The following is a 22,421-nucleotide window of genomic DNA, read 5'->3' on the forward strand; positions in this document are numbered from 1 at the left end:
AGCGCGGCGCGATTGCTTCTGCAAGCTTAACTGGTCCGGTCAAGCCGGGTTACAACCCCGGCAGCCGAGATATAGGCGCAATCGATCTCGCTGAGAAACAGTCCGTGACCAAGAACGCCCGGAATCTGAGAGAGTTGCGTGGCCAGCGCGGCGAGATCGGGGCGGTCGGGAAAAACGCAGTCGAGCACCGCATTGTCCTGATCGGTACGATAGGATCGCCCCTCGATCACGCGCAGCCGCGCCGATCCGCCGAGCGACTCCAGCTGCGCCGCGACGAAGGCGCGGGCCAGCGGCAACACCTCGATCGGCACGGGCGCGGCGCCCAGCACCGCGACGCGTTTCGAGCCGTCGGCGATCGCGATCATCCGTCGTGCCGCTGCCGCGATGATCTTCTCGCGAAGCATCGCGCCGCCCGCGCCCTTGACCGCGCGTAGTTGCGGGTCGATCTCGTCCACCCCGTCGATCGCCAGGTCGATCTCGGCGAGATCGTCGAACGCGACCACCATGATGCCGGCGTCGCGCGCGGCGCGCTCGGTCGCCAGCGACGTCGCCACCGCGGTGATCCGCAAGCCGCCACTCACGCGGTCCGCGAGTCGCGCGATCAGGAAGGCCGCAGTCGATCCGGTACCGAGCCCGACGACCATGCCGTCGGTGACTTCTTCCGCAGCGGCCCAGGCCGCGGCGCGTTTGTCGTCCTGTACCGTCATCCTATCCTCTGCTTCGGCGTCCTGCGCCCTCGACCATCGCCCCGGACCGTCGGCGCGCATCGCCCTACCGGCAGCGAGGACCCCGGAACAAGTCCGGGGTGACACTGCGGCTAGCGCTGCATCTGCCGCATCATGTCCGGCGGCATCATCTGATGGTTCAGATTGGCCATGATCAACAGCGATCCGACCAGTACCAGCGCCACGATCAGCACGCCGAAGGCCAGCGCCAGCATGTTGTTGGCATCGTCCGGCCCGGTCGTGATGTGCAGGAAGAATACCAGGTGCACGCCCATCTGCGCCACGGCCAGCGCGATCAGCGCCACCGGGATCGCCGGCCCGTAGATCAGCCCGCTATGCACTGCCGAGAATGACGCGATGGTGAGCAGGCCGGCGAGCACCAGCCCCACGACATAGCCGCGCACGCCGCGCCATAACGCCCGCGGGTCGGCGCTGTCGTCCTCGCCCGGCGCGAGATCGCCATTATCCTTGGGCGCTTCGCTCATCGCACCGTCCCCAGCAGATAGACGCTGGTGAACAGCGCCACCCAGATGATGTCCAGCGCATGCCAGAACAAGGCGAAACAGGTGATGCGCCGCAGGATGTCGTCGCGAAATCCCTTGGCCCAGACCTGCGCCATCATCGTGGTCAGCCACACCAAGCCGAGCAAGACGTGTAGCCCGTGGCAGCCGACCAGGGCGAAGAAGGCGGAGAGGAATGCACTGCGCTGTGGCCCGTGGCCCGCGCTGATCAGCTGGGCGAACTCCGACAGTTCCAGCGCCAGGAACCCGGCACCGAGCAGGCCGGTCGCCCCCATCGCGACCTGGAACCATAATTTGTTGCGCGCCATCGTCGCGATACCGGCCATGCCGCAGGCGAAGCTCGACAGCAGCAGGAATATGGTCTCGGTGGCGACCAGCGGCAGGTCGAACAGGTCGCGCCCGCCCGGCCCCCCGGCGGTCGCACCCGACAGGACGAAATAGGCAGCGAAGAAGCCGGAAAAGAGGATGAAATCGGACAGCAGGAAGATCCAGAAGCCGTAGGCCACCACGATCCGCTTCGGCGCCGGCCCGCGCTCGCTGATCGGCACCGTGTCGTCATGGCCAAGCTCGTGCGGATCGCCGCCGCGCTCGCCGGCCGTGGCGCTCATGCCGGCACCCCGTCATCGAGCCCGAGCAATGCCGCCTTTCCGGCGCGACGGTCGCGATCGTGCGCCGCCAGATCGTCGGCCGCGACCTCGTAGGCGTCGTCGTCGCGCCACGCGAACAGGACGAACGTCGCCCAGGCACCGACGAAGCCGAGCAGCACCAGCCACCAGATATGCCAGATCAGGGCAAAGCCCATCAGGCTGGCGAAGAAGGCGCTGACCACCCCGGTCGGCGTGTTCCGCGGCATCGCGATCGCGGCATAATCGGGCAGAGCGCTCAATTTCTGATCGTCGCGCGCCGCCGCCTTGACGCCCCAATAGGCCTCCTGCCCGGTGACATCGGGCAGCACCGCGAAATTGTACGGCGGGGGCGGCGACGTGGTGATCCATTCCAGCGTGCGCCCGTCCCACGGATCGCCGCCCGCATCGCGCAGATCGTGCCGCCGGCGGATGCTGACCGTGATCATGACGATCTGGCAGGCGATCCCGCCGGCGATCAGCACCACGCCCACCGCCGCGGCGATCAGCCATGGCTGCCAGCCCGGCACGTCATAGTGCGACAGCCGCCGCGTCATGCCCATCAGCCCGAGGATGTAGAGCGGCATGAACGCGACGTAGAAGCCGCTGATCCACAGCCAGAAGGCGCGCTTGCCCCAGGTCTCGTCGAGCGTGAAGCCGAACGCCTTCGGCCACCAATAGGTCAGGCCGGCAAAGGCGCCGAACAGCACGCCGCCGATGATCACATTGTGGAAATGCGCAACCAGGAACAAGGAATTGTGCAGCAGGAAATCGGCCGGCGGCACGGCCAGCAGCACCCCGGTCATCCCGCCGATCACGAACGTCACCATGAAGCCGATCGCCCATAGCATCGGCGTGGCGAAGCGGACCCGCCCGCCATAGATGGTGAACAGCCAGTTGAAGACCTTCACGCCCGTTGGCACGGCGATGATCATCGTCGTCACGCCGAAAAAGCCGTTGACGTCGGCGCCCGCGCCCATCGTGAAGAAGTGGTGCAGCCAGACGATGAAGCTGAGCAGGCAGATCGCCATCGTCGCGATGATCATCGAGCGATAGCCGAACAGCGGCTTGCCCGAAAAGGTCGAGGCCACTTCGCTGAAGATGCCGAACGCCGGCAGGATCAGGATATAGACCTCCGGATGGCCCCAGGCCCAGAACATGTTGACGAACATCATCGCGTTGCCGCCGAGTTCGTTGGTGAAGAAATGGAAGCCGAGATAGCGATCGAGCGTCAGCATGCCGAGCGTCGCGGTGAGGATCGGGAAGGCGGCGACGATCAGCAGGTTGGTGGCAAGCGCAGTCCAGCAGAACATCGGCATGCGCGAATAGCCCATGCCGGCCGCACGTATCTTCAGGATCGTGGTGACGAAATTGACCCCGGTCAGCAGCGTGCCCGCCCCGGAAATCTGGATCGCCCAGAGATAGTAATCGACACCCACGCCGGGGGAGAAGCGCAGTTCGCTGAGCGGCGGATAGACGACCCAGCCGGTCTTCGCGAATTCGCCGACCAGCAGGCTGATATTGATCAGCAGCGCGCCGCTCGCGGTCAGCCAGAAGCTCACCGAGTTGAGCGTCGGGAAGGCGACGTCGCGGATGCCGAGCTGCAGCGGCACGGCGAAATTCATCAGCCCGATCATGAACGGCATGGCCACGAAGAAGATCATGATCGTGCCGTGCGCGCTGAATACCTGATCGTAATGGTCGGGCGGCAGGTAGCCGGGATTGCCGTAAGCGATCGCCTGTTGCGAGCGCATCAGGATCGCGTCGGAAAAACCGCGCAGCAGCATCACCGCGGCGAGCAGGCAATACATCACGCCGATCCGCTTGTGGTCGACGCTGGTGATCCATTCGCGCCACAGATAGGGGAAGTGCCCGGCGCGCCACACCCAGCCGAGCAGGCCGAGGATCGCCAACGCCACCACGCCCGAGGCGATGATCGGAATCGGCTCGTTCAGCGGGATCGACTCCCAGCCCAGTTTACCGAACAGCATGCTCACGGCCCCCGTCCTTGGATCGCGCGCTTGGCGGTGGTCGTGCCGCTATCCCTGACCACGGCGGCGAACAGGCCCGGCGCGACCGCGCGGTAGCCGTATGGCGCGACATTCTCGCTGTCGCGCGTCAGCGCGAGATAGGCGCTGCGATCGAGCGCCATGCCCTGCTGCCTGGTGGCGGCAAGCCAGCCGGCGAATTGCCGCGGCGGCACCGCATCGACCATGAAGCGCATTCCCGGAAAGCCTTTGCCGCTATAGTGCGCCGATAGGCCGCGATAGCGCCCCGGCCGGTCGGCCTGCAGGTGCAACCTGGTTTCCATCCCGGCCATGGCATAGATCTGCCCCCCGAGTTGCGGGACGAAGAAGGAGTTCATGACCGTCGCCGAGGTGATGCTGAATGCGACGGGCGTTCCGGCCGGAACGACCAGCCGATTGACGCTGGCGACGCCCTGATCGGGATAGATAAACAGCCATTTCCAGTCGAGCGCGACTACCTGTACGCGGAGCGGTGCGGTGCTGGCGGGCAAGGGCTTGTAGGGATCGAGGTCGTGGCTGCCGATCCAGGCGATCCCGCCGAGGAAGATCACGACCAGGGCCGGCACCGACCAGACGAGCAACTCGAGCCGCCCGGAATAGGACCAGTCCGGCTTGTGCTCGGCGCGGGCGTTGCCGGCGCGGAACCACCAAGCGAAGGCAAAAGTGGCGAGGATCGTCGGCACGACGATGCCCAGCATGATCACCAAAGCGTTGAGCAGCACCTGTCGTTCGCCGGCGCCGACCGGTCCCTGCGGATCCAGCACGCCGCCGGCGCATCCGGTCAGCGCGAGGGCGGCGGCCAGCCATACGCAACGCATCGGGGCAGGGCCGGGGAACAGACTCACCCCGGCGTGATATGCGGCCGGGCGCCGTCCCGCCAGCGCGAAGACGCCGGGCGGGGGTTAAATGCCTATCTCAGGTCAGTCTTTACGACGCGGTCAGTTGGTCGCCGAGCCGCCCGGCGCGATCGCCGCGCAACGCCGCACGGTCGAGATCTTGCCGCTCGGGGTGTGATAGCGCTGGGTGTTGCAATCGTTGCGGGCAAGCGCCTGGCCCGACGGGCAGCGGACGATCGGGCCATAGGTCTGCAACTTGCCGATCGGCAGGTTCATCGGCTGCACGGTGCAGCCACGCGCTTTCAGCGACTGTGCGCTTTCGGTACCGGCCATGGCCGGGGCGGGGAGGGATACGACGACACTGATGGCCGCCAGGGCAAGGAGACGCATGCTGATTTCCTGTCGAATCGGAGGTCGAAGAAATATACGAAGCCGTGGTTGCTCACCGTTGCCGGTGCTGTGACAAAGTGTTTCCGTAGCGGCGCCGCGGAGGGGCTCGCGTTGACCCGGTCGGGCGTCGTCCCTATTTCTCAGCAACAATGACAACCGAACCAGAGCTGCTCTCTCCCGCGCCGGCCATCGTACTGGTCGAGGACGATCCCGCGATCCGCACGCTCACCACGCGCGCTTTGCAGCAGAACGGCTATGTCGTACGGCCCGCGGGATCGGCACCCGAAATGTGGCGCGCGCTGGAGGCAGGGCCGGTCGATCTCGTGCTGCTCGACGTAATGCTGCCCGGGACCAGCGGAATCGATCTGTGCCGCGCGTTGCGCCAGAAGAGCGACGTGCCGATCATCTTCGTCAGCGCCAAGGGCAGCGAAACCGATCGCGTCGTCGGGCTGGAACTCGGCGCGGACGATTATATCGCCAAGCCGTTCGGCACCTCCGAACTGGTCGCCCGCGTGCGTGCCGTGCTGCGGCGCGGCGCGCTCGATCGCCGCCATGGCCGCCCGGAACAGGGACTGCTGACGTTCGACGGCTGGCAGGCGAACCTGTCGCGGCGCGAACTGCTGTCCCCCTCGGGCTCGCTGGTCGATCTGACCGGCGCGGAATTCGACCTGCTGGTCAGCCTGATCGATCATGCCGGCCGCGTCATCGCGCGCGATCGGCTGATCGAGCTTTCGCGCAGCCGGCTGGGCGACAGTTCGGATCGCAGCGTTGATGTGCTGGTCAGCCGCCTGCGCCGCAAGCTGAGCCATGACGACAAGCCCGCGCCGATCGTGACCGTGCGCGGCATCGGCTATATGATGACGGCGGCGGTGACGCGCAGTTGAAGGGGCTGGTCGCGCCGTCGATCGGCATCGTCGGCCGTATCGTCGCGATCCTGCTGATCACGCTGCTGCTCGAATTCGGCGTCAGTACCCTGCTTTACGAACGCGCGAGCCGCTTCGCCGTGCGCGAGGACGAGGCGCACCGGCTGGCCGAACATCTGGTAATCAGCCGCAAACTCGTGGCGGACGAGGAGCCGCGGGGCCGCGCCGAGATGGCGGCCGAACTGACCACCGATCGGTATGCGTTGCGTTGGCAGCAGGCGCTGCCGCCGCCACCGCCGATCGCGCCGGCGCTGGACGAGATGCGCGAGCAGGTGGTCGCCTGGGAGCCCTCGCTCGCTGCCGCCGATCTGCGGCTCCAGCTGACCTCGCCGGGGCGCAACCCGTTCGTCACCGGCGGGCTGCGCCTGCCCGATGGCAGCTGGCTCTATTTTCGCACGATCGAGCCGCTCGTCACCGTCAATCTCGCCGTCGAACGCATTCTGCTCACGCTGATCCCGGCGATGGGCCTGATGGGGCTCGGCATCCTGCTGGTGCGGCGCATGCTGTTTCCATTGCGCCGTCTCGCCGCTGCGGCGGAAGAATTCGGCCATAGCGGTGCCGGTGGCGCAGTGCCCGAATCGGGGCCGGGGGAAGTGCGGCGGATGACCGGTGCGTTCAATCGCATGCAGGAACGGATCACGCGGCTGATCGCCGAACAGGCGCAGGCGCTTGCCGCGGTGGGCCACGACATGCGCACGCCGCTCGCCCGGCTCAAGCTGCGCTCCGATGCGATACGGGAGCCGGAGCTGCGCCAGTCGGTGGCGCAGGACGTCGCCGAGATGGAAGCGATGATCGCCTCGCTGCTGGCCTTTCTGGGCGGCGACGAGGAGCCGGAGCAGCCGGTGCGCAGCGACCTTGCCGTGCTGTGCGCGACGATCGTCGATCATCTCAGCGATGCCGGGCACGACGCCACCTATGTCGGCCCCGATCATCTCGATCTGGTGCTGCGGCCGATGGCGCTGCGCCGGGCGATCAACAACCTCACCGACAATGCCGCGCGCTATGGCGACCATGTCTGGCTTCGGCTGTCGCAGGACGCCGACGGGGTGAAGATCGTCGTCGAGGATGACGGGCCGGGTATCCCAGAAGAGGATTTCGCCCGCGTGCTCGAGCCGTTCGTCCGGCTCGACGACGCGCGGCAGCGCGATACGGTCGGCTTCGGGCTCGGGCTCGCGATCGTCGCCCGCACGGTGGAGGCGCAGGGCGGCACGCTCGCGCTCTCCACGCGCGATGGCGGCGGCTTGTGCGCGACGATCAGGCTTGCCGCCGTGCCGCCGCCGGGCAAGGTGTAGCCTTCTTGCCGCACCCTGCCGGCGATCGACCGCCAGAAATGTTTCGTTACGAACCGTCGACCTACCGGCAATATTCCAGGCGTATCTGGGAAACGTCGTGCCGATCGTGGCCCACCCAGTTGCTGGGAAGAGGCGGTGGCGGCCCGGCACGCGGGCTGGGACCTCACAAGTGTTTTCGGAGGTTTCCATGAAATTGTCGTTCACGGTCGCAGGTGCGGCCCTGCTTCTTGCTACCCAGCCAGCCTTCGCTCAGGGCGAGACGGATCCGCCCAAGGAAATCACCGTGACCGGATCGGTCGCGCTGGTATCGGATTATCGCTTCCGCGGCGTCTCCCAGTCGGATGAGGAGATTGCGGTGCAGGGCGGCCTGACCGTCACGCACAGCAGCGGCGTCTACGCCGGCACCTGGGCGTCCAACCTAGCCGGCTGGGGTACGTTCGGCGGCTCCAACACCGAGCTCGATCTTTACGCCGGGTACAAGGTGCCCGTGGGCGGCGGCGCGATCGACGTCGGCCTGACCTGGTACATGTACCCGGGCGGCTCGGATAAAACCGATTTCGCCGAACCTTATGTCAAGCTGAGCGGCACGATCGGCCCGGTCTCGCTGCTCGCCGGCGTGGCCTATGCGCCGAAGCAGGAAGCGCTGGGTAACTGGTCGTTCACCGGCGCCAACGCGCAGGCCGTGCTGGCCGGCGGCGCCTATGACAATGCCGGCGACAAGGAAGACAATCTGTACCTGTGGGGCGACGCCAATGCCGGGATGCCGGGCACCCCGCTCACGCTCAAGGCGCATATCGGCTATTCGGACGGCAATCCCGGGCTGGGCCCCAACGGCACCAGCGTCGCGCCGACCGGCAAATATTGTGACTGGATGCTCGGCGCCGACATGGCGATCAAGGGCACGCCGCTGACGGTGGGTGTCGCCTATACCGATACCGATATCGGCCGGCGCGAGTCGGCCTATCTGTTGCCGAACTTCTCCTCCACCAAGGATGGCAGCACGATCGCCGGCGCACAGGTGGTGTTCTCGGTCAGCGCGGCTTTCTGAACGCACTCACCCCATCATCCCGGCGGAAGCCGGGATGATGGCCAGGCGGGCGGTCAGTCCGCCCCCCACGCGCGCATGAACGTTTCCACTGCGGTATCCACGTCGCGGTCGCTCAGCGTCAGATCGCGGAACCCCTCGATGCCGAGCAGCACTTCCTGCATGCGGCCCGATTGGCACATGCTGGAAAATTGCCGCGTCGCCAGCATGGCATCGCCGTGGCGCAGCCGCCCGTCGGCCATCGCCGCCGCAATGAACTGCGCGAGCCGCGCCTTGCCGCGTTTCGGCCCACGTTCGTAGAAGATCTTGCCGAGTTCGGGGAAGCGCAGCGCCTCGCCGATCACCAAGCGGTGCAAGGCGATGATCGGGTCCGACAGGATCGTGGACATCATCGCGCGCCCGAAGCGGCGCAGCACCGTCTCCACCGGCTCCGCCTCTTCGATGTCGACCGTCAGCGCCAGACTGTAGCGTTCGACGATGTCGTCGATCACGGCGGCGAACAGATCCTCCTTGGACGGAAAATACGCCCATAAGGTCGTCTTCGAACCGCCGACCGTAGCCGCGATCGACGACATGGTGGTGGTGCCATAACCCCGCGTGAAAAAGGCATCGCGCGCGGCATCGACGAACGCGTGGCGGCGCTGCGCGCGGCCCGCAGGCTCCGGCGCGGTCATCGGTTCAGTTTGCGTACCAACCGGTATCATTTGCGATTGACAGTCCCCGCCAACAAGATCAGGGGCGCATGATACCAGATAGTATCAGGCCTGACCATGCGGCGATCTCCTTCCCTCTTCGCGAGTTCGATTGCGGTGCTGCTCGCCGGGTGCGCGACTGTGCCCCGGCTCGGCGCCGCGCCGGAACTGCGCGATGCCGCCTCGCTCGAATCGACCCGCTCGCTTGCCGCACCCGCGGGCGCAACGCGCGCCTGGCCGGCGGCGGACTGGTGGACCGCGTTCGGCGATCCGCAGTTGACCGGGCTGATCGCAGAAGCGCTCACGGCCTCGCCCGATGTCGCCGCGGCGACCGCGCGGATCGCCTCGGCCGAGGCATTGGCGCAGCAGAGCGGCGCGGCGCTGCGCCCCAGCCTGACGCTCGACGGTCAGGTCGGCGGCAACAAGCAGAGCGAGAATCTCGGCATTCCGCCGGCGTTCGTGCCCAAGGGCATCCAGGATACGGGGCGGATTACCGCGACCGCGTCGTTCAACCTCGATCTGTGGGGGAAAAACCGTGCCGCGCTCGCCGCCGCGACGTCGGAGGCCGCCGCGGCGCGCGTCGATGCTGACCAGGCGGTGCTGATGCTCAGCACGAGCATCGCCGCGGCCTATGCCGAACTCGCGCAATATCATGCCGAACGCGATGTCGCAGTAGCGACGCTGAACTCGCGCACCGCGACCGCACGACTGACTGCCGAGCGCGTCGCGGTCGGCGTCGATGCACGCGGCAGCCAGCGCCAGGCCGAATCGCGGGTGCCCGCCGCCCGCGCCGAGATCGGCGCGCTCGACGAGGCGATCGCGCTGACCCGCAACCGGCTGGCGGCGCTGGCCGGGGCAGGGCCTGATCGTGGCCTGGCGATCACCCGGCCGATGCTCGCCGCGCCGCCCGCCGGGCTGCCGGACACGGTCGGCATCGATCTGGTCGGGCGGCGCCCGGATATCGTCGCCGCGCGGCTGCGCGCCGAGGCGGCGGCGAAGCGCATCAGGGTGGCGCGCGCCGATTTCTACCCCAATATCAATCTCGCCGCGATCGTCGGGCTGCAATCGCTCGGGCTCGGCAAGCTGATCGACGGCGGTTCGAGCTACGGCAATGCCGGGCCGGCGTTCAGCTTGCCGATCTTTGACAATGGCACGCTCAGTGGTCGCTATGTCGGTGCGCGGGCGGATTATGACGCGGCGGTCGCACGCTATAACGGCGTGCTGATCACCGCGCTGCGCGAAGTCGCCGACGCGGTCGCCAGCCAGCACGCGCTGGATGCGCGCCTCGCCGACCAGCGCGAAGCGCTCGCGACCGCGGCGGACGCCAGCCGCATCGCAGCGCTGCGCTATGAGGGCGGGCTGTCGACGCAATTGCCGGTGCTCACCGCGGACGATTTCGAACTCACCGCCAGGCGCGCCGTCGCCGATCTCGAAGCGCGCCGCATCGCGCTCGATATCGCGCTGATCCGCGCGCTCGGCGGCGGGTACGCCATGAACACGGAGACCAAGTGATGGCCGACGCGCCGCAATCCGAACCGACGGCCGCCGCGGCGGACGACCATCCCGCGCCGCCCACCGCGGGCAAGCGCAAGAAACTGTTCCTGATCCTGGCGATCGTCGTGATGGTGATCGGCGTGCTGTGGGCGGCGTGGTATTTCATCACCCAGTCCGGGCGGGTCAGCACCGACAATGCCTATGTCGGCGCGGATTCGGCGCAGGTCACCTCGCTCGTGTCGGGCGCCGTTACGCAAGTGCGCGTCGGCGGCACGCAGATGGTCAAGAAGGGCGATATCCTGGTAGTGATCGACGGCGCGGATGCCAGGATCGATCTCGCTACCGCCGAAGCGGCGCTGAAGCAGGCACAGCAGAAATTCGGCCAGACCGCGGCGCAGGCGGGCTCGGCGCGCGCTAAGGTCATGTCTCGCGGGGCGGAGATCGCCCAGGCGCGGGCGCGGCTGACCGATGCCAATGCCACCGTCGCGCGCACGCGGATCGATCTCGATCGCCGCCAGAGGCTGGTCGGCAGCGGTGCCGCCTCGGCCGAGGAACTGAGCAATGCGCGCGCTGCCTATGACAGTGCGGTCGCGGCGCGCGGGCTGGCGCAGGCCGGCGTCACCGCGGCGATCGCCACGCAGAATGCCGCCGGCGAGGATGCCGTGGCGAGCGAGGCCTTGGTGCGCGGCACGACCGTCGACACCGCCCCCGACGTCGCCACCGCGCGCGCGCGGCTCGACAAGGCACGGCTCGATTATGCCCGCACGGTGATCCGCGCGCCGGTCGATGGCGTCGTCACCAACCGCCAGGTGCAGATCGGCCAGCGCATCGCTGCCGGCGCGCCGATCATGACGATCGTGCCGATCGCCAACGCCTATGTCGATGCGAACTTCAAGGAGAGCCAGCTGCGCCACGTGAAGATCGGCCAGCCGGTCGAGCTGACGTCCGATTTCTACGGCGACGACGTGGTGTTCCATGGCCGCGTCACCGGCTTTGCCGGCGGCACGGGGGCCGCCTTCTCGCTGATTCCGGCGCAGAACGCGACGGGCAATTGGGTCAAGGTGGTGCAGCGCCTGCCGGTGCGCGTCACGCTCGATCCCCGGGAATTGCGCGCCCATCCGTTGCGCGTCGGGCTGACGATGGACGCCGTCATCGATACGCGCGGCAAATAACATGGGCGACACCGAAGCGGGCCCGGCGCCACTGACCGGCGGCAAATTGCTGTCCGCCGGGATCGCGCTGGCGCTGGCCAATTTCGTCGTCGTCCTCGATACGACGATCGCCAACGTCTCGGTGCCGCATATCGCCGGGGGCCTGGCCATCTCGCCGACACAGGGCACCTGGGTGATCACCTCTTATTCGGTGGCGGATGCGATCAGCGTGCCGCTGACCGGCTGGCTGGCGGCGCGCTTCGGCACGGTGCGCTGGTTCGTCATCTCGCTGATCGGCTTCGGCTTCTTCTCGATGATGTGCGGCCTGTCCAACAGCCTGTCGATGCTGGTCTTCTTCCGCATCTGCCAGGGACTGTCGGGGGGGCCGCTGATGCCGCTCACCCAGACCCTGCTGCTGCGCATCTTCGGCCAGAAGAGATCCGGCGCGGCGATGGGCCTGTGGGCGATGACCACGGTGTGCGCGCCGATCGCCGGGCCGATCCTGGGCGGCACGATCAGCGACAATTGGACCTGGCCGTGGATCTTCTTCATCAACCTGCCGGTCGTCGGCATCTGCGTGTTCTCGGCGCTGCGCTTCGTCACGCCGTACGAGACGAAGAAGGCCAAGGTCGGCATCGACGTGATCGGGCTGGTGCTGCTGGTCATCTGGGTCGGCGCGTTCCAGCTGATGCTCGATACGGGACGCGAGAATGACTGGTTCTCGTCGCCGTTTGTCGTCGCCATGGCGGTGATCGCGGCAGTCGGCTTCCCGGCGTTCGTGATCTGGGAACTGGGCGAGAAGAATCCGATCGTCGACATCAAGGTGTTCCGCCATCGCGGCTTCTCGGTCGGCACGGTGGCGGTAGCGCTCGGCTTCGGCGCCTTCTTCGCCTCGGTCGTGCTGACGCCTTTGTGGCTGCAATCGGTGGTCGGCTATACCGCGACCGAGGCAGGTTATACGACGGCGTTCGTCGGCGTGTTCGCGGTGCTGATGTCGCCGATCGCCGCCAGTCTGGTCGGCAAGGTCGATCTGCGCGTCACCGTCAGCCTCGGCATCCTGTGGCTCGGCGTCATCTCGCTGCTCCGCGCCGGTTGGAGCACCGATTCCGATTTCTGGCATCTCGCCTTGCCGCAACTGCTCCAGGGGATCGGCATGCCGTTCTTCTTCGTCGGGCTGACCGCGCTGGCCTTGTCGGCGGTCAAACCGTCCGAGACGACTTCGGCGGCGGGCATCATGAGCTTCGTGCGCACGCTGTGCGGTGCGATCGGCACGGCGATGGCGACCACCGCATGGGACAGCGCCAGCCGCGTCAGCCGTTCGGATATGGTGCCCGCGCTCAACGGCGTGGGCGAGACGATGGCGAAGATGGAGGCTGGCGGGCTGAGCACCGAACAGGCGCGCGGCGCGGTCGATCGGCTGGTCGAGGCGCAATCCTCGACCGTCGGCGCGACGCATGTGTTCATAATGGCGTTCGTGATCTTCGTGTTCGCCGCCGCGATTGTCTGGCTGGCGCCCAAGCCCAAGGGCAAGGTCGATACCAGCGCCGCGCACTGAGCTTGTCCCGCAGGCCGCATCGGCGGTAAGCGGGCGGCGCACAAGGAGATACCCGATGAAGACCCGCGCCGCCGTTGCGTTCGAAGCCAAGAAGCCGCTCGAGATCGTCGAGCTCGATCTGGAAGGCCCCAAGGCCGGCGAAGTGCTGGTCGAGATCATGGCCACCGGCATCTGCCATACCGACGCCTATACGCTCGACGGGCTCGATTCGGAGGGCATCTTCCCGAGCGTGCTTGGGCATGAGGGCGCTGGGATCGTGCGCGAGGTCGGGGCCGGGGTCGCCTCGGTGAAGCCGGGCGACCATGTCATCCCGCTCTACACGCCGGAATGCCGCCAGTGTAAATCGTGCCTCAGCGGCAAGACCAACCTGTGCACCGCGATCCGCGCGACGCAAGGCAAGGGGCTGATGCCCGACGGCACGACGCGCTTCTCGTATGACGGCCAGCCGATCTTCCATTACATGGGCTGTTCGACGTTCTCGAACTTCACCGTGCTGCCCGAGATCGCCGTCGCCAAGATCCGCGCGGACGCGCCGTTCAAGACCAGCTGCTATATCGGCTGCGGTGTGACCACTGGCGTCGGCGCCGTCGTCAACACCGCCAAGGTCCAGGTCGGCGACAATATCGTCGTGTTCGGCCTCGGCGGGATCGGCCTCAACGTGCTGCAGGGCGCGCGGATGGCCGGCGCGAACAGGATCATCGGCGTCGATATCAACCCCGACCGCGAGGAATGGGGCCGCCGCTTCGGCATGACCGACTTTATCGACGCGCGCGGCCAGTCGCGCGACGAGACGATCGCCGCGATTCTCGCGCTGACCGACGGCGGTGCGGACTTCACGTTCGACTGCACCGGCAACACCGAAGTGATGCGCACCGCGCTGGAGGCGTGCCATCGCGGCTGGGGAACGAGCATCATCATCGGCGTGGCGGAAGCGGGCAAGGAGATCGCCACGCGTCCATTCCAACTTGTCACCGGGCGCAGCTGGCGTGGCACGGCGTTCGGCGGCGCCAAGGGCCGCACCGATGTGCCAAAGATCGTCGACTGGTACATGAACGGCAAGATCGAGATCGATCCGATGATCACGCACGTGCTGAGCCTCGAGGAGATCAACAAGGGCTTCGATCTGATGCATGCCGGCGAAAGCATCCGCTCGGTGGTGCGGTTCTAGAGGAAAATAGACGCTTGCTGTATAGGTGTGTGCCGCCCGGCGTCGCGCAATTTGGCGCAGCGGCGGCGTTCAGCCCGTAGCGTCGACCACGCCTGAATGGACCTGGATGACGCGATCGCACAGCGCCATGCTTTCGGCGCGATGCGATACCATCACGATCGTCGGCCGTGGTGACAGTGCGGCGAGCCGCGCGAGGAGTGCCGCTTCGCCGGCGGCGTCGATCGCATTGGTCGCCTCGTCCAGTACCAGCAGCCTGAGCGGGCGGACCAGCGCCCGCGCCAGTGCGATGCGCTGGCGCTCGCCGCCCGAGAGCATCGCACCGCGCTCGCCGATCACCGTGTCGAGACCCTGTGGCAGCCTGGCGACCACCGCATCCGCCCCGGCCAGCGCCAGCGCACGCTCGATCGCCGCCGGTTCGGCGCTGCCGTCCCAGGAAAGGTTGCGACGCACGCTATCGTGAAACAGAAAGCCGTCCTGCGGCACATAGGCGATGCCCTCGCGCCAGCCGGCGAGCATCGCCGCATCGAGCGCCGCGCCGCCGATCCGCATCTCGCCCGCTTGCGGCTGGAGCAGGCCGATCAGCAGATCGATCAGCGTCGTCTTGCCGGCGCCTGAAGGACCGGCGATGCCGACGAAGCTGCCCGGCGCGATCCTCAGCGTCGCTTGTTTCACGCCGCCGCCGCCGGGGTGGAGATAGCGCACCGCGCGCAGCTCGATCGCGCCGGGCGGTGGCGTCACGGGGGCCGCGACCGGCGCGGTATCCCGGCGCAGTTCGTGCTCGAGCTGCTGGATGCCCTCGAAGCTCGGCAGGCCGAAGTAGAAATTCTGCAGCGCCGCCTGGATCTGCTGCGCTGGGCCACTCATCCGCGCGAAGATCAGGATCAGCGCGATCAGCACCGGCGGCGCGATGCCATAGGCGACACCGCCGAACACCACCGCCGCGCCGGCGATCGCCGATCCGAGGCCGAACGCGCCGCGGGTGCGCGCCTGGCGGCGTTGGAATTGCAGCGTCCGCAGGCGCAGCGCCGTCTGGATCGCGGCGAATTCGCGGATGAAATGACCTTGCCCGTTCTGCGCGGCCGCGGCCTTAAGGCCGCCGAGCAAGCCGCTTGCGCTGCCCATCATCGCCTGGCTGTGCCGCACCACATCGCCGCCGAGATCGCGCGAGCGGCCGCTGCCGCGCACCATCGCGACCGCGCCGATCGCCAGCGGCAGCATCGCCACGAGCGCGAAGCCGGGCGCGAGGCTGAAGGCAAGCGCGGCCTGCACGATCAGCAGCACCGCAGACACGGTGGCCTGGATCATGAACTGTGCGCTGCCGGCGACGCGCTGCATCTCGGTGCCGAGCAGGTTGGTGATGCGGGCGTGGCGTAGTGCGACGATGCGGCTCCACGGTGCCTCGGCCAAGGTGCCGAGCGCGCGATTGCGCAGCGTCTCGATAAAGCCGGCCTGCAGGCGGGCCAGCATGATGTCGCGCGCATAGAGAAGGCCGGCGCGCAGCAGCGCGACGCCCAGGAATGCGGCCAGCAGCACGCCCAGCTGTTGCAGTGGCGTGGTCGCCCCAATCCGCACGAGCGGTGCGCTCAGCCAGCCACGCCACGTTGCGTCCGCGCCGCCCGGCACGACCACGCCGAGGATCGGGATCAACATCACGACACTGATGCCCTCGACGATCGCGCTGGCGCCGACCAGCACCGCCGCGCCGACGCCCCGCCAGCCCGCATAATCGGCAAATGTCCTGAGGAATTCGGCCGCGGCGTGCGCCGTCCCGTGGCGCTCGTTGCCGGTCATGGCGCCGTTCCCGTCACTGCGGCGCCATGAAATGCGCGGCAATCGACGCCAAGTCGATCACGCCTGTTGCAATGCAGCAACAATATTGGTACCGGTCGGTATATTAATCGCTCCCGACCCTTGCGAAGGCGGTTGGGGATCAACACTTGGTGGCGCGGACGACCCGCCCGACACGGCTTTCTAGGCGCGTGGCGGCGGACCCGCAAGTGCGGGGATACGTTCCGTGGGGACTTACAACATGATCGAACAGGCTGGTTGGTTGCGCACCGTGAGCGCCGGAGTCGCGCTGATGACGCTGGCGGCGTGCGCCAAGGAAGCGCCGCCCGCGCCGCCGCCGCCGGGCGTGTCGGTGGCGCTGCCATTGCAGCGCGAGATCAACGATTGGGACGAATATGTCGGCCGGTTCGAGGCGCTGCAGGATGCGGAAATCCGCCCGCGCGTCTCGGGCACGATCGATCGGGTGCTGTTTACCGACGGCCAGTATGTCCGCAGCGGCCAGCCGCTGTTCGTGATCGACCCGCGCCCGTATCGCGCCGCGCTGCTGCAGGCGCAGGCGACGCAGGCCAAGGCGCAGGCGACATTGGTCAATGCGCGCAGCGAAAGTGCGCGCGCCGGTAAATTGCTCGAGGCGCAGGCAATTTCGCGCGAGGAATTCGAGCAGAAGCAGGCCGCGGTCGGCACCGCCAGTGCCGATCTCGCCGCCGGCCGCGCGGGCGTGAACACCGCCCAGCTCAATCTCAGCTTCACCACGGTGCGTGCGCCGGTCGCCGGGCGGGTATCCAACCGCCGCGTGTCGAAGGGCAATTTCGCCACCGAAGGCACGACGGTGCTGACCCGCGTCGTCTCGACCGATCCGATCTGGTTCGCCTTCGAAGGCGCCGAGAGCTTTTACCTGAAATATCTGCGTCAGGATCGCACCGGCGAGCGCGGCTCATCGCGCGGCACGGCCAATCCGGTCGAGGTCAAGCTGGCCGACGAGCCGACCTATCGCTGGCGCGGCAAGATGGATTTCCTGGATAACGCGATCGACCAGAATTCGGGCACGATCCGCGCGCATGCGCTGATCCCCAACCCGCAGGGGTTCCTGACGCCCGGCATGTTCGGCCGGGCGCGCCTGCTCGGATCGGGCACCTACCGCGCGATGCTGGTGCCGGACGAAGCGATCACCACCGATCAGACGCGCAAGCTCGTCTATGTCGTGGGCAAGGACAACAAGGCCGCCCCGCGCCCGGTCGAGACCGGGCCGTTGGTCGATGGCCTGCGCGTGATCAAATCGGGCGTGAAGCCCAATGAGCGCGTGATCATCGCCGGCATCACCAACCTGCAGCCGGGCGCCGTCGTGACGCCCAAGCTGACCAAGATCGCCGCACGGCCCGGTGCCGTCTCGCCCAGCGCGCAGCCCGACAGCGCGCCGCCCTCCTCCGAAGCAACGGTGCGTTAACAGCGATGAAATTTCCCCATTTCTTCATCGAGCGCCCGATCTTCGCGGCGGTCCTGTCGATCCTGATCGTGGTGTTCGGGATCGTCGCCTATCCGACCCTGCCGGTCGCACAATATCCCGAGATCGCGCCGCCCACCGTGGTGGTCACCGCCAGCTATCCCGGCGCGACCGCCGAGACGCTGTCGGAAACCGTCGCCGCGCCGCTCGAATCCGCGATCAACGGCGTCGAGGACATGATCTACATGTCGTCCTCGGCGACCGGCGACGGCAGCCTGCAGATCACCGTCACGTTCCGCCAGGGCGTCGATGTCGATCAGGCGCAGGTGCTGGTGCAGAACCGCGTCGCCCAGGCCGAACCGCGCCTGCCTGATCAGACGCGCCAGATCGGCGTGACGGTGCTCAAGAACTCGCCCGACATCCTGCTGGTCATCGCACTGACCTCGCCGGACGGCTCGCTGAGCGAGCAATATGTCTCCAATTACGCGACGACGCAGGTCATCGATCGGCTCGCGCGTATTCCCGGCGTCGGCGGCGTGCGCTCGTTCGGCGGGCGCGATTACAACATGCGCGTGTGGATCGATCCCGATCTCGCCGCGTCGCGCAACCTGACGGTCGACGAGATCACTACCGCGATCCGCGCGCAAAATGCGCAGGTCGCCGCCGGCTCGGTCGGCCAGCCGCCGTTCAACACCGGGGGCAGCGCGTTCCAGCTCGGCGTGCAGACACAGGGCCGCCTGACCAACCCGGACGAATTTGGCGAGATCATCATCAAGCGCGACGATCAGGGACGCCTGACGCGCCTTCGTGACGTCGCGCGGATCGAGCTCGGCGCGCAGGATTACAGCATCAATGCGCGGCTGCACGGCAAGCCGGCGACGTTGCTCGGCATCACGCAGCTGCCCGGCTCGAACGCGCTGAGCACGGCCGAGGCCGTCAGCAAGGAGATTGCCGAGGCGTCGAAGAGCTTCCCCCCGGGGATGAAGTTCGAAATCCCGTACAACCCGACCGAATATATCGATGCGTCGATCTCCGCGGTCGAGCATACGCTGGTCGAGGCGATCGTCCTCGTCGCGCTGGTCGTGCTGCTGTTCATCCAGAGCTGGCGGGCGGCGCTGGTGCCGATCGTCGCCATTCCGGTCGCTTTGGTCGGCAGCATGGCCTTCCTCGCCGCGTTCGGCTTCTCGCTCAACAACCTGTCGCTGTTCGGGTTGGTGCTCGCGGTCGGCATCGTCGTCGATGACGCGATCGTCGTGGTCGAGAATATCGAGCGCCTGATGGAGGAGAAGGGGCTCAGCCCGCGCGATGCCGCGCACGAGACGATGGACGAAGTGTCCGGCGCGCTCATCGCCATTGCGCTGGTGCTGTGCGGGGTGTTCATCCCGACCGCGTTCATCCCGGGCATTTCCGGCCAGTTCTACAAGCAGTTCGCGCTGACCATCGTCGCCGCCTCGGCGATCTCGGCCTTCGTGTCGCTCACGCTGTCGCCGGCTTTGTCGGCGATGATCCTTAAGCCGAAACATGCCGATGCTGAACCACGGCGTGGCGTGCGGGGTTGGCCGACGCGTTTTGCGCGTAGTTTCAATCGTGGGTTCGACCGGGTCGGCAATCGCTACGGCAAGTTCACCGCGCGTGCGATGCGCATGCTGGCGATCGTCGGCATCGCCTATGTCGCGCTGATCGCGCTGGCCGGCTGGCGCTTCAACGAGACGCCGAGCGGGTTCATCCCGGCGCAGGATCAGGGCTATCTGATCGTCGTCGCGCAGCTGCCGCCGGGCTCGTCGCTGGCGCGCACCACCGCGCTGATGGATGAAGCGACCAAGAAGGTGCTGCCGATGGAGGGCGTGCTCAACACGGTCGCCTTTGCCGGGCTGGACGGCGCGACCTTCTCGACCGCGCCCAACGCCGCCGCGATGTTCGTGACATTGAAGCCGCATGGCGACCGCGCCACCGATGTCGAGATTGCCGGCAAGCTGCGGGAGGCGTTCGCCTCACTGCCCGGCGGCAACCTGCTGGTCATCCCGCCACCCCCGGTGGCCGGCATCGGCACCGGCGGCGGGTTCAAGATGATGATCGAGGACCGGCAGAATCTCGGCTACAAGGCGCTGGAAGGCGCGGCGTTCGCGATGATGATGCAGGCCAACCAGGCACCGGGCCTGACCAGCGTGTTCACCACCTTCAACACGCAGACGCCGCGGCTGTTCGCCGATATCGACCGCGAACGCGCCGAACAGCTCGGCGTGCCCGTCTCGAACGTGTTCGCCACGCTCGGCACCTATCTCGGCTCGTCCTATATCAACGACTTCAACTTCCTCGGCCGTACGTACCGCGTCACCGCGCAGGCGGATGCGCCGTATCGCGATCAGCCGAGTGATGTCGGCCATCTGCGCACCCGCTCCGCCACCGGCGCGATGGTGCCGCTGGATGCGGTGATGACGCTGAAGAACGATAGCGGGCCGTACCGCGTGGTGCGCTACAATCTCTATCCCTCGGCCGAACTGCAGGGCGATACGCTGCCCGGCTTCTCGACCGGGCAGAGCCTGAAGACGATGGCCGCGCTGGCCACCAAGGTGCTGCCCAAGGGGATGAGTTTCGAATGGACCGAGCTGGCGTTCCAGCAGGAGCAGGCGGGCAACACCGCGGCCGTGGCCTTCGCGCTGGCCGTCCTGTTCGTCTTCCTGCTGCTCGCGGCGAACTATGAAAGCCTCGTGCTGCCGCTGGCGGTTATCCTGATCGTGCCGATGTGCCTGCTCGCTGCCATTCTCGGCGTGAACCTGATGGGGATGGACAACAATATCCTGACGCAGATCGGGCTGATCGTGCTGATTGCGCTCGCAGCGAAGAACGCGATCCTGATCGTGGAGTTCGCCCGCCAGAACGAGCTCAACGGCATGGACATGTACAAGGCGGCCGAACACGCCGCCGAACAGCGCCTGCGCCCGATCGTAATGACCTCGATCGCCTTCATTCTGGGCGTGCTGCCGCTGGTCATCAGTGGCGGGCCGGGCTCGGAAATGCGCAAGGCGCTGGGCGTTGCGGTGTTCTTCGGCATGATCGGGGTGACCACCTTCGGCCTGCTGTTCACGCCGAGCTTCTACATCATCAGCCGCCGGTTCGGCGACTGGACGGCCAGCAAGCTGCGCCGGACGAAGCAGGATGCGCCGATCGATCCCCATGCGCCGCCGCCGATCGCGGCCGATCACCAGGTAGTGCCGGTATGACCAAGCTCCTCTCCCTGATCCCGACCCTGGCCTCGGCGCTCGCGCTGTCCGCCTGCGTCGTCGGCCCGAACTATGTGAAGCCGACGACGCCGGCGAGCACGCCGGATACGGCGGCGTTCGCCGAGGCGGCGCGGACCAGCGCGGTCAGCGCGGCGGCGCTGCCGGCCAATTGGTGGCGGCTGTACCAGGATCCGGTGCTCGACCGGCTGGTGACGGAAGCGCTGGCACACAATACCGATATCCGCGTCGCCGCGGCCAACCTGGCGCGGGCGCGGGCGGTCTTGTCCGAACAGCGCGGCGCCCGCCTGCCGACCACCGATCTCAGCGCGCAGGGAACCTATGGCCGCACCGGCCTGGGGTCGCTCGGCGCGGCGGGCGGCGCTGCCGGCGGGGCAGGGGCGTCGGGCGCCGATGCGGTGACCAGCGACTTCTATTCGCTCGGCTTCGACGCCGGCTATGAAGTCGATCTGTTCGGCGGGATCACGCGCGCGATCCAGGCGGCGCGGGGCGATACCGCCGCCGCCGCGGCGCAGCTCGATGCCGCGCGCGTGTCGGTCGCCGCGGAAACCGCGCGCGCTTATGCAACCGCATGCAGCAACGCCGCGCAACGCGCCGTCGCGGCCGAGACGGTTGGCCTGCAGCAGCGCACGCTGCAACTGACCACCACCCTGTTCGACGCCGGGCGCGGCACGCGCCGCGATGTCGAGCGCGCCGACGTGCTGCTCGCCCAGACGCAGGCGACGATCCCGGGCTTCGAGGCCGAGCGCCGCGCCTCGCTCTATGCGCTGGCGACGATGACCGGCCGTGCGCCGGCGGAGATCGATGCACAGGCCGATCTGTGCAAGACGCCGCCGCGCGTCCGCACGATCATTCCGACCGGCGATGGCGCGGCCCTGCTCGCCCGCCGCCCCGATGTGCGCGCGGCGGAACGCACGCTGGCGGCGGACACCGCGCGCGTCGGCGTCGCCACCGCCGCGCTGTATCCGTCGATCCGCCTGCTCGGCAGCATCGGCTTCGGCGGCACGTCGCCCGGCGATGCCCTGTCGTCGAAAGGCTTTTCCTACTCGGTCGGCCCGCTCATTTCGTGGAGTTTCCCCAACATGACCGCGGCGCGCGCCCGCGTGCGTCAGGCCGAGGCCGGCGCGGATGGCAGCCTCGCGCGGTTCGACGGTGTCGTGCTGGGCGCACTGCGCGAAGTCGAACAGGCGCTGGCGCGTTATGCCGGCGCGCTCGATCGCAATGCCGCCCTGGTGCGCGCCGAGCGATCGAGCAATGCGGCCGCCAAGCTGTCGCGGCTGCGCTTCGATTATGGTGCGGACAGTTTCCTGCTGCTGATCGATGCCGAACGCGACCGCGCCAGCGCCCGCGCCGCGCTGGCACAGTCTGATGCTGCGGTGGCGGACGCGCAGGTCAGCCTGTTCAAGGCGCTGGGCGGCGGCTGGGAAGAGGCGCCGGCACCGACGCGGCGCGATCCGGTAGCTACCGCTCCGTAAGCCCATAATCGTCACCCCGGACTTGTTCCGGGCTCC

At 67.6% G+C, this 22,421-nt stretch carries 18 protein-coding genes; 10 read left to right on the forward strand and 8 right to left on the reverse strand.

The window, feature by feature from the left end; genetic code table 11:
- Nucleotides 1-26 precede the first annotated feature (26 nt).
- The 6 genes from rpiA to NV401_RS06255 form a co-directional block, all read right to left on the reverse strand.
- Complete coding sequence (gene rpiA, locus NV401_RS06230; RefSeq protein ID WP_261293525.1) at nt 27-707, reverse strand: ribose-5-phosphate isomerase RpiA; 681 nt, start codon at nt 705-707, stop codon at nt 27-29.
- Nucleotides 708-817: 110 nt separating this feature from the next.
- Nucleotides 818-1,210: a cytochrome o ubiquinol oxidase subunit IV gene (gene cyoD, locus NV401_RS06235; protein ID WP_261293526.1), complete on the reverse strand. Its 393-nt coding sequence runs from the start codon at nt 1,208-1,210 to the stop codon at nt 818-820.
- Complete coding sequence (locus tag NV401_RS06240) at nt 1,207-1,854, reverse strand: cytochrome (ubi)quinol oxidase subunit III (protein WP_261293527.1); 648 nt, start codon at nt 1,852-1,854, stop codon at nt 1,207-1,209. The genes cyoD and NV401_RS06240 overlap by 4 nt, the downstream gene beginning before the upstream one ends.
- Nucleotides 1,851-3,860 (reverse strand): cytochrome o ubiquinol oxidase subunit I, encoded by a 2,010-nt coding sequence (cyoB, locus tag NV401_RS06245; protein WP_315369058.1) that lies wholly within the window; start codon nt 3,858-3,860, stop codon nt 1,851-1,853. The genes NV401_RS06240 and cyoB overlap by 4 nt, the downstream gene beginning before the upstream one ends.
- A gap of 2 nt (nt 3,861-3,862) precedes the next feature.
- Nucleotides 3,863-4,741 (reverse strand): ubiquinol oxidase subunit II, encoded by an 879-nt coding sequence (cyoA, locus tag NV401_RS06250; protein WP_261293529.1) that lies wholly within the window; start codon nt 4,739-4,741, stop codon nt 3,863-3,865.
- 93 nt (nt 4,742-4,834) lie between these two features.
- The gene (locus tag NV401_RS06255; RefSeq protein WP_261293530.1) at nt 4,835-5,122 is read right to left on the reverse strand and encodes a hypothetical protein; all 288 of its coding nucleotides are present in this window, start codon (nt 5,120-5,122) and stop codon (nt 4,835-4,837) included.
- 149 nt (nt 5,123-5,271) lie between these two features.
- Here NV401_RS06255 and NV401_RS06260 point away from each other — a divergent pair, with 149 nt between their 5' ends.
- The 3 genes from NV401_RS06260 (at nt 5,272) to NV401_RS06270 (ending at nt 8,385) form a co-directional block, all read left to right on the forward strand.
- Entirely contained in the window at nt 5,272-6,006 is a 735-nt protein-coding gene (locus tag NV401_RS06260; protein WP_261293531.1) for a response regulator transcription factor, read from the forward strand.
- The gene (locus NV401_RS06265) at nt 6,003-7,337 is read left to right on the forward strand and encodes an ATP-binding protein (RefSeq protein ID WP_261293532.1); all 1,335 of its coding nucleotides are present in this window, start codon (nt 6,003-6,005) and stop codon (nt 7,335-7,337) included. Before NV401_RS06260 ends, NV401_RS06265 begins: the two co-directional genes overlap by 4 nt.
- A gap of 187 nt (nt 7,338-7,524) precedes the next feature.
- Complete coding sequence (locus NV401_RS06270; protein WP_261293533.1) at nt 7,525-8,385, forward strand: TorF family putative porin; 861 nt, start codon at nt 7,525-7,527, stop codon at nt 8,383-8,385.
- Nucleotides 8,386-8,438: 53 nt separating this feature from the next.
- On the opposite strand, the gene NV401_RS06275 is transcribed toward NV401_RS06270, so the two are convergent.
- Complete coding sequence (locus NV401_RS06275) at nt 8,439-9,056, reverse strand: TetR/AcrR family transcriptional regulator (RefSeq protein ID WP_261293534.1); 618 nt, start codon at nt 9,054-9,056, stop codon at nt 8,439-8,441.
- A 96-nt stretch (nt 9,057-9,152) separates the two neighbouring features.
- On the opposite strand from NV401_RS06275, the gene NV401_RS06280 reads away from it, so the two are divergent.
- The 4 genes from NV401_RS06280 to NV401_RS06295 are packed head-to-tail and all read left to right on the forward strand — an operon-like array spanning nt 9,153 to nt 14,442.
- Nucleotides 9,153-10,586 carry an efflux transporter outer membrane subunit gene (locus NV401_RS06280; protein WP_261293535.1) on the forward strand — a complete coding sequence of 478 codons (1,434 nt, stop codon included), beginning with the start codon at nt 9,153-9,155 and terminating at the stop codon, nt 10,584-10,586.
- A complete protein-coding gene (locus NV401_RS06285; protein WP_261293536.1) occupies nt 10,586-11,740 on the forward strand; it encodes an HlyD family secretion protein in 1,155 nt (384 codons plus the stop codon). Before NV401_RS06280 ends, NV401_RS06285 begins: the two co-directional genes overlap by 1 nt.
- A gap of 1 nt (nt 11,741) precedes the next feature.
- Nucleotides 11,742-13,274, forward strand: coding sequence for a DHA2 family efflux MFS transporter permease subunit (locus tag NV401_RS06290; RefSeq protein WP_261293537.1), 1,533 nt, complete (start codon nt 11,742-11,744; stop codon nt 13,272-13,274).
- A gap of 55 nt (nt 13,275-13,329) precedes the next feature.
- Complete coding sequence (locus NV401_RS06295) at nt 13,330-14,442, forward strand: S-(hydroxymethyl)glutathione dehydrogenase/class III alcohol dehydrogenase (RefSeq protein ID WP_261293538.1); 1,113 nt, start codon at nt 13,330-13,332, stop codon at nt 14,440-14,442.
- A 69-nt stretch (nt 14,443-14,511) separates the two neighbouring features.
- On the opposite strand, the gene NV401_RS06300 is transcribed toward NV401_RS06295, so the two are convergent.
- Nucleotides 14,512-16,233 (reverse strand): ATP-binding cassette domain-containing protein, encoded by a 1,722-nt coding sequence (locus NV401_RS06300; protein ID WP_261293539.1) that lies wholly within the window; start codon nt 16,231-16,233, stop codon nt 14,512-14,514.
- A 238-nt stretch (nt 16,234-16,471) separates the two neighbouring features.
- Here NV401_RS06300 and NV401_RS06305 point away from each other — a divergent pair, with 238 nt between their 5' ends.
- The 3 genes from NV401_RS06305 to NV401_RS06315 are packed head-to-tail and all read left to right on the forward strand — an operon-like array spanning nt 16,472 to nt 22,385.
- Complete coding sequence (locus tag NV401_RS06305; RefSeq protein ID WP_261293540.1) at nt 16,472-17,674, forward strand: efflux RND transporter periplasmic adaptor subunit; 1,203 nt, start codon at nt 16,472-16,474, stop codon at nt 17,672-17,674.
- 5 nt (nt 17,675-17,679) lie between these two features.
- Entirely contained in the window at nt 17,680-20,892 is a 3,213-nt protein-coding gene (locus NV401_RS06310) for an efflux RND transporter permease subunit (RefSeq protein WP_261293541.1), read from the forward strand.
- Nucleotides 20,889-22,385: an efflux transporter outer membrane subunit gene (locus tag NV401_RS06315; RefSeq protein WP_261293542.1), complete on the forward strand. Its 1,497-nt coding sequence runs from the start codon at nt 20,889-20,891 to the stop codon at nt 22,383-22,385. Before NV401_RS06310 ends, NV401_RS06315 begins: the two co-directional genes overlap by 4 nt.
- Nucleotides 22,386-22,421: the final 36 nt, after the last annotated feature.

This window comes from Sphingomonas hylomeconis, from assembly GCF_025370105.1.
GTDB classification, from domain to species: Bacteria; Pseudomonadota; Alphaproteobacteria; order Sphingomonadales; family Sphingomonadaceae; genus Sphingomonas; species Sphingomonas hylomeconis.

Coding starts and splice junctions, on each gene's coding strand:
- rpiA (WP_261293525.1), bottom strand. CDS start 707: ATGACGGTACAGGACGACAAACGCGCCGCGGCCTGGGCCGCTGCGGAA.
- cyoD (WP_261293526.1), bottom strand. CDS start 1,210: ATGAGCGAAGCGCCCAAGGATAATGGCGATCTCGCGCCGGGCGAGGAC.
- NV401_RS06240 (WP_261293527.1), bottom strand. CDS start 1,854: ATGAGCGCCACGGCCGGCGAGCGCGGCGGCGATCCGCACGAGCTTGGC.
- cyoB (WP_315369058.1), bottom strand. CDS start 3,860: ATGCTGTTCGGTAAACTGGGCTGGGAGTCGATCCCGCTGAACGAGCCG.
- NV401_RS06255 (WP_261293530.1), bottom strand. CDS start 5,122: ATGCGTCTCCTTGCCCTGGCGGCCATCAGTGTCGTCGTATCCCTCCCC.
- NV401_RS06260 (WP_261293531.1), top strand. CDS start 5,272: ATGACAACCGAACCAGAGCTGCTCTCTCCCGCGCCGGCCATCGTACTG.
- NV401_RS06270 (WP_261293533.1), top strand. CDS start 7,525: ATGAAATTGTCGTTCACGGTCGCAGGTGCGGCCCTGCTTCTTGCTACC.
- NV401_RS06275 (WP_261293534.1), bottom strand. CDS start 9,056: ATGACCGCGCCGGAGCCTGCGGGCCGCGCGCAGCGCCGCCACGCGTTC.
- NV401_RS06280 (WP_261293535.1), top strand. CDS start 9,153: ATGCGGCGATCTCCTTCCCTCTTCGCGAGTTCGATTGCGGTGCTGCTC.
- NV401_RS06285 (WP_261293536.1), top strand. CDS start 10,586: ATGGCCGACGCGCCGCAATCCGAACCGACGGCCGCCGCGGCGGACGAC.
- NV401_RS06290 (WP_261293537.1), top strand. CDS start 11,742: ATGGGCGACACCGAAGCGGGCCCGGCGCCACTGACCGGCGGCAAATTG.
- NV401_RS06295 (WP_261293538.1), top strand. CDS start 13,330: ATGAAGACCCGCGCCGCCGTTGCGTTCGAAGCCAAGAAGCCGCTCGAG.
- NV401_RS06300 (WP_261293539.1), bottom strand. CDS start 16,233: ATGACCGGCAACGAGCGCCACGGGACGGCGCACGCCGCGGCCGAATTC.
- NV401_RS06305 (WP_261293540.1), top strand. CDS start 16,472: ATGATCGAACAGGCTGGTTGGTTGCGCACCGTGAGCGCCGGAGTCGCG.
- NV401_RS06310 (WP_261293541.1), top strand. CDS start 17,680: ATGAAATTTCCCCATTTCTTCATCGAGCGCCCGATCTTCGCGGCGGTC.
- NV401_RS06315 (WP_261293542.1), top strand. CDS start 20,889: ATGACCAAGCTCCTCTCCCTGATCCCGACCCTGGCCTCGGCGCTCGCG.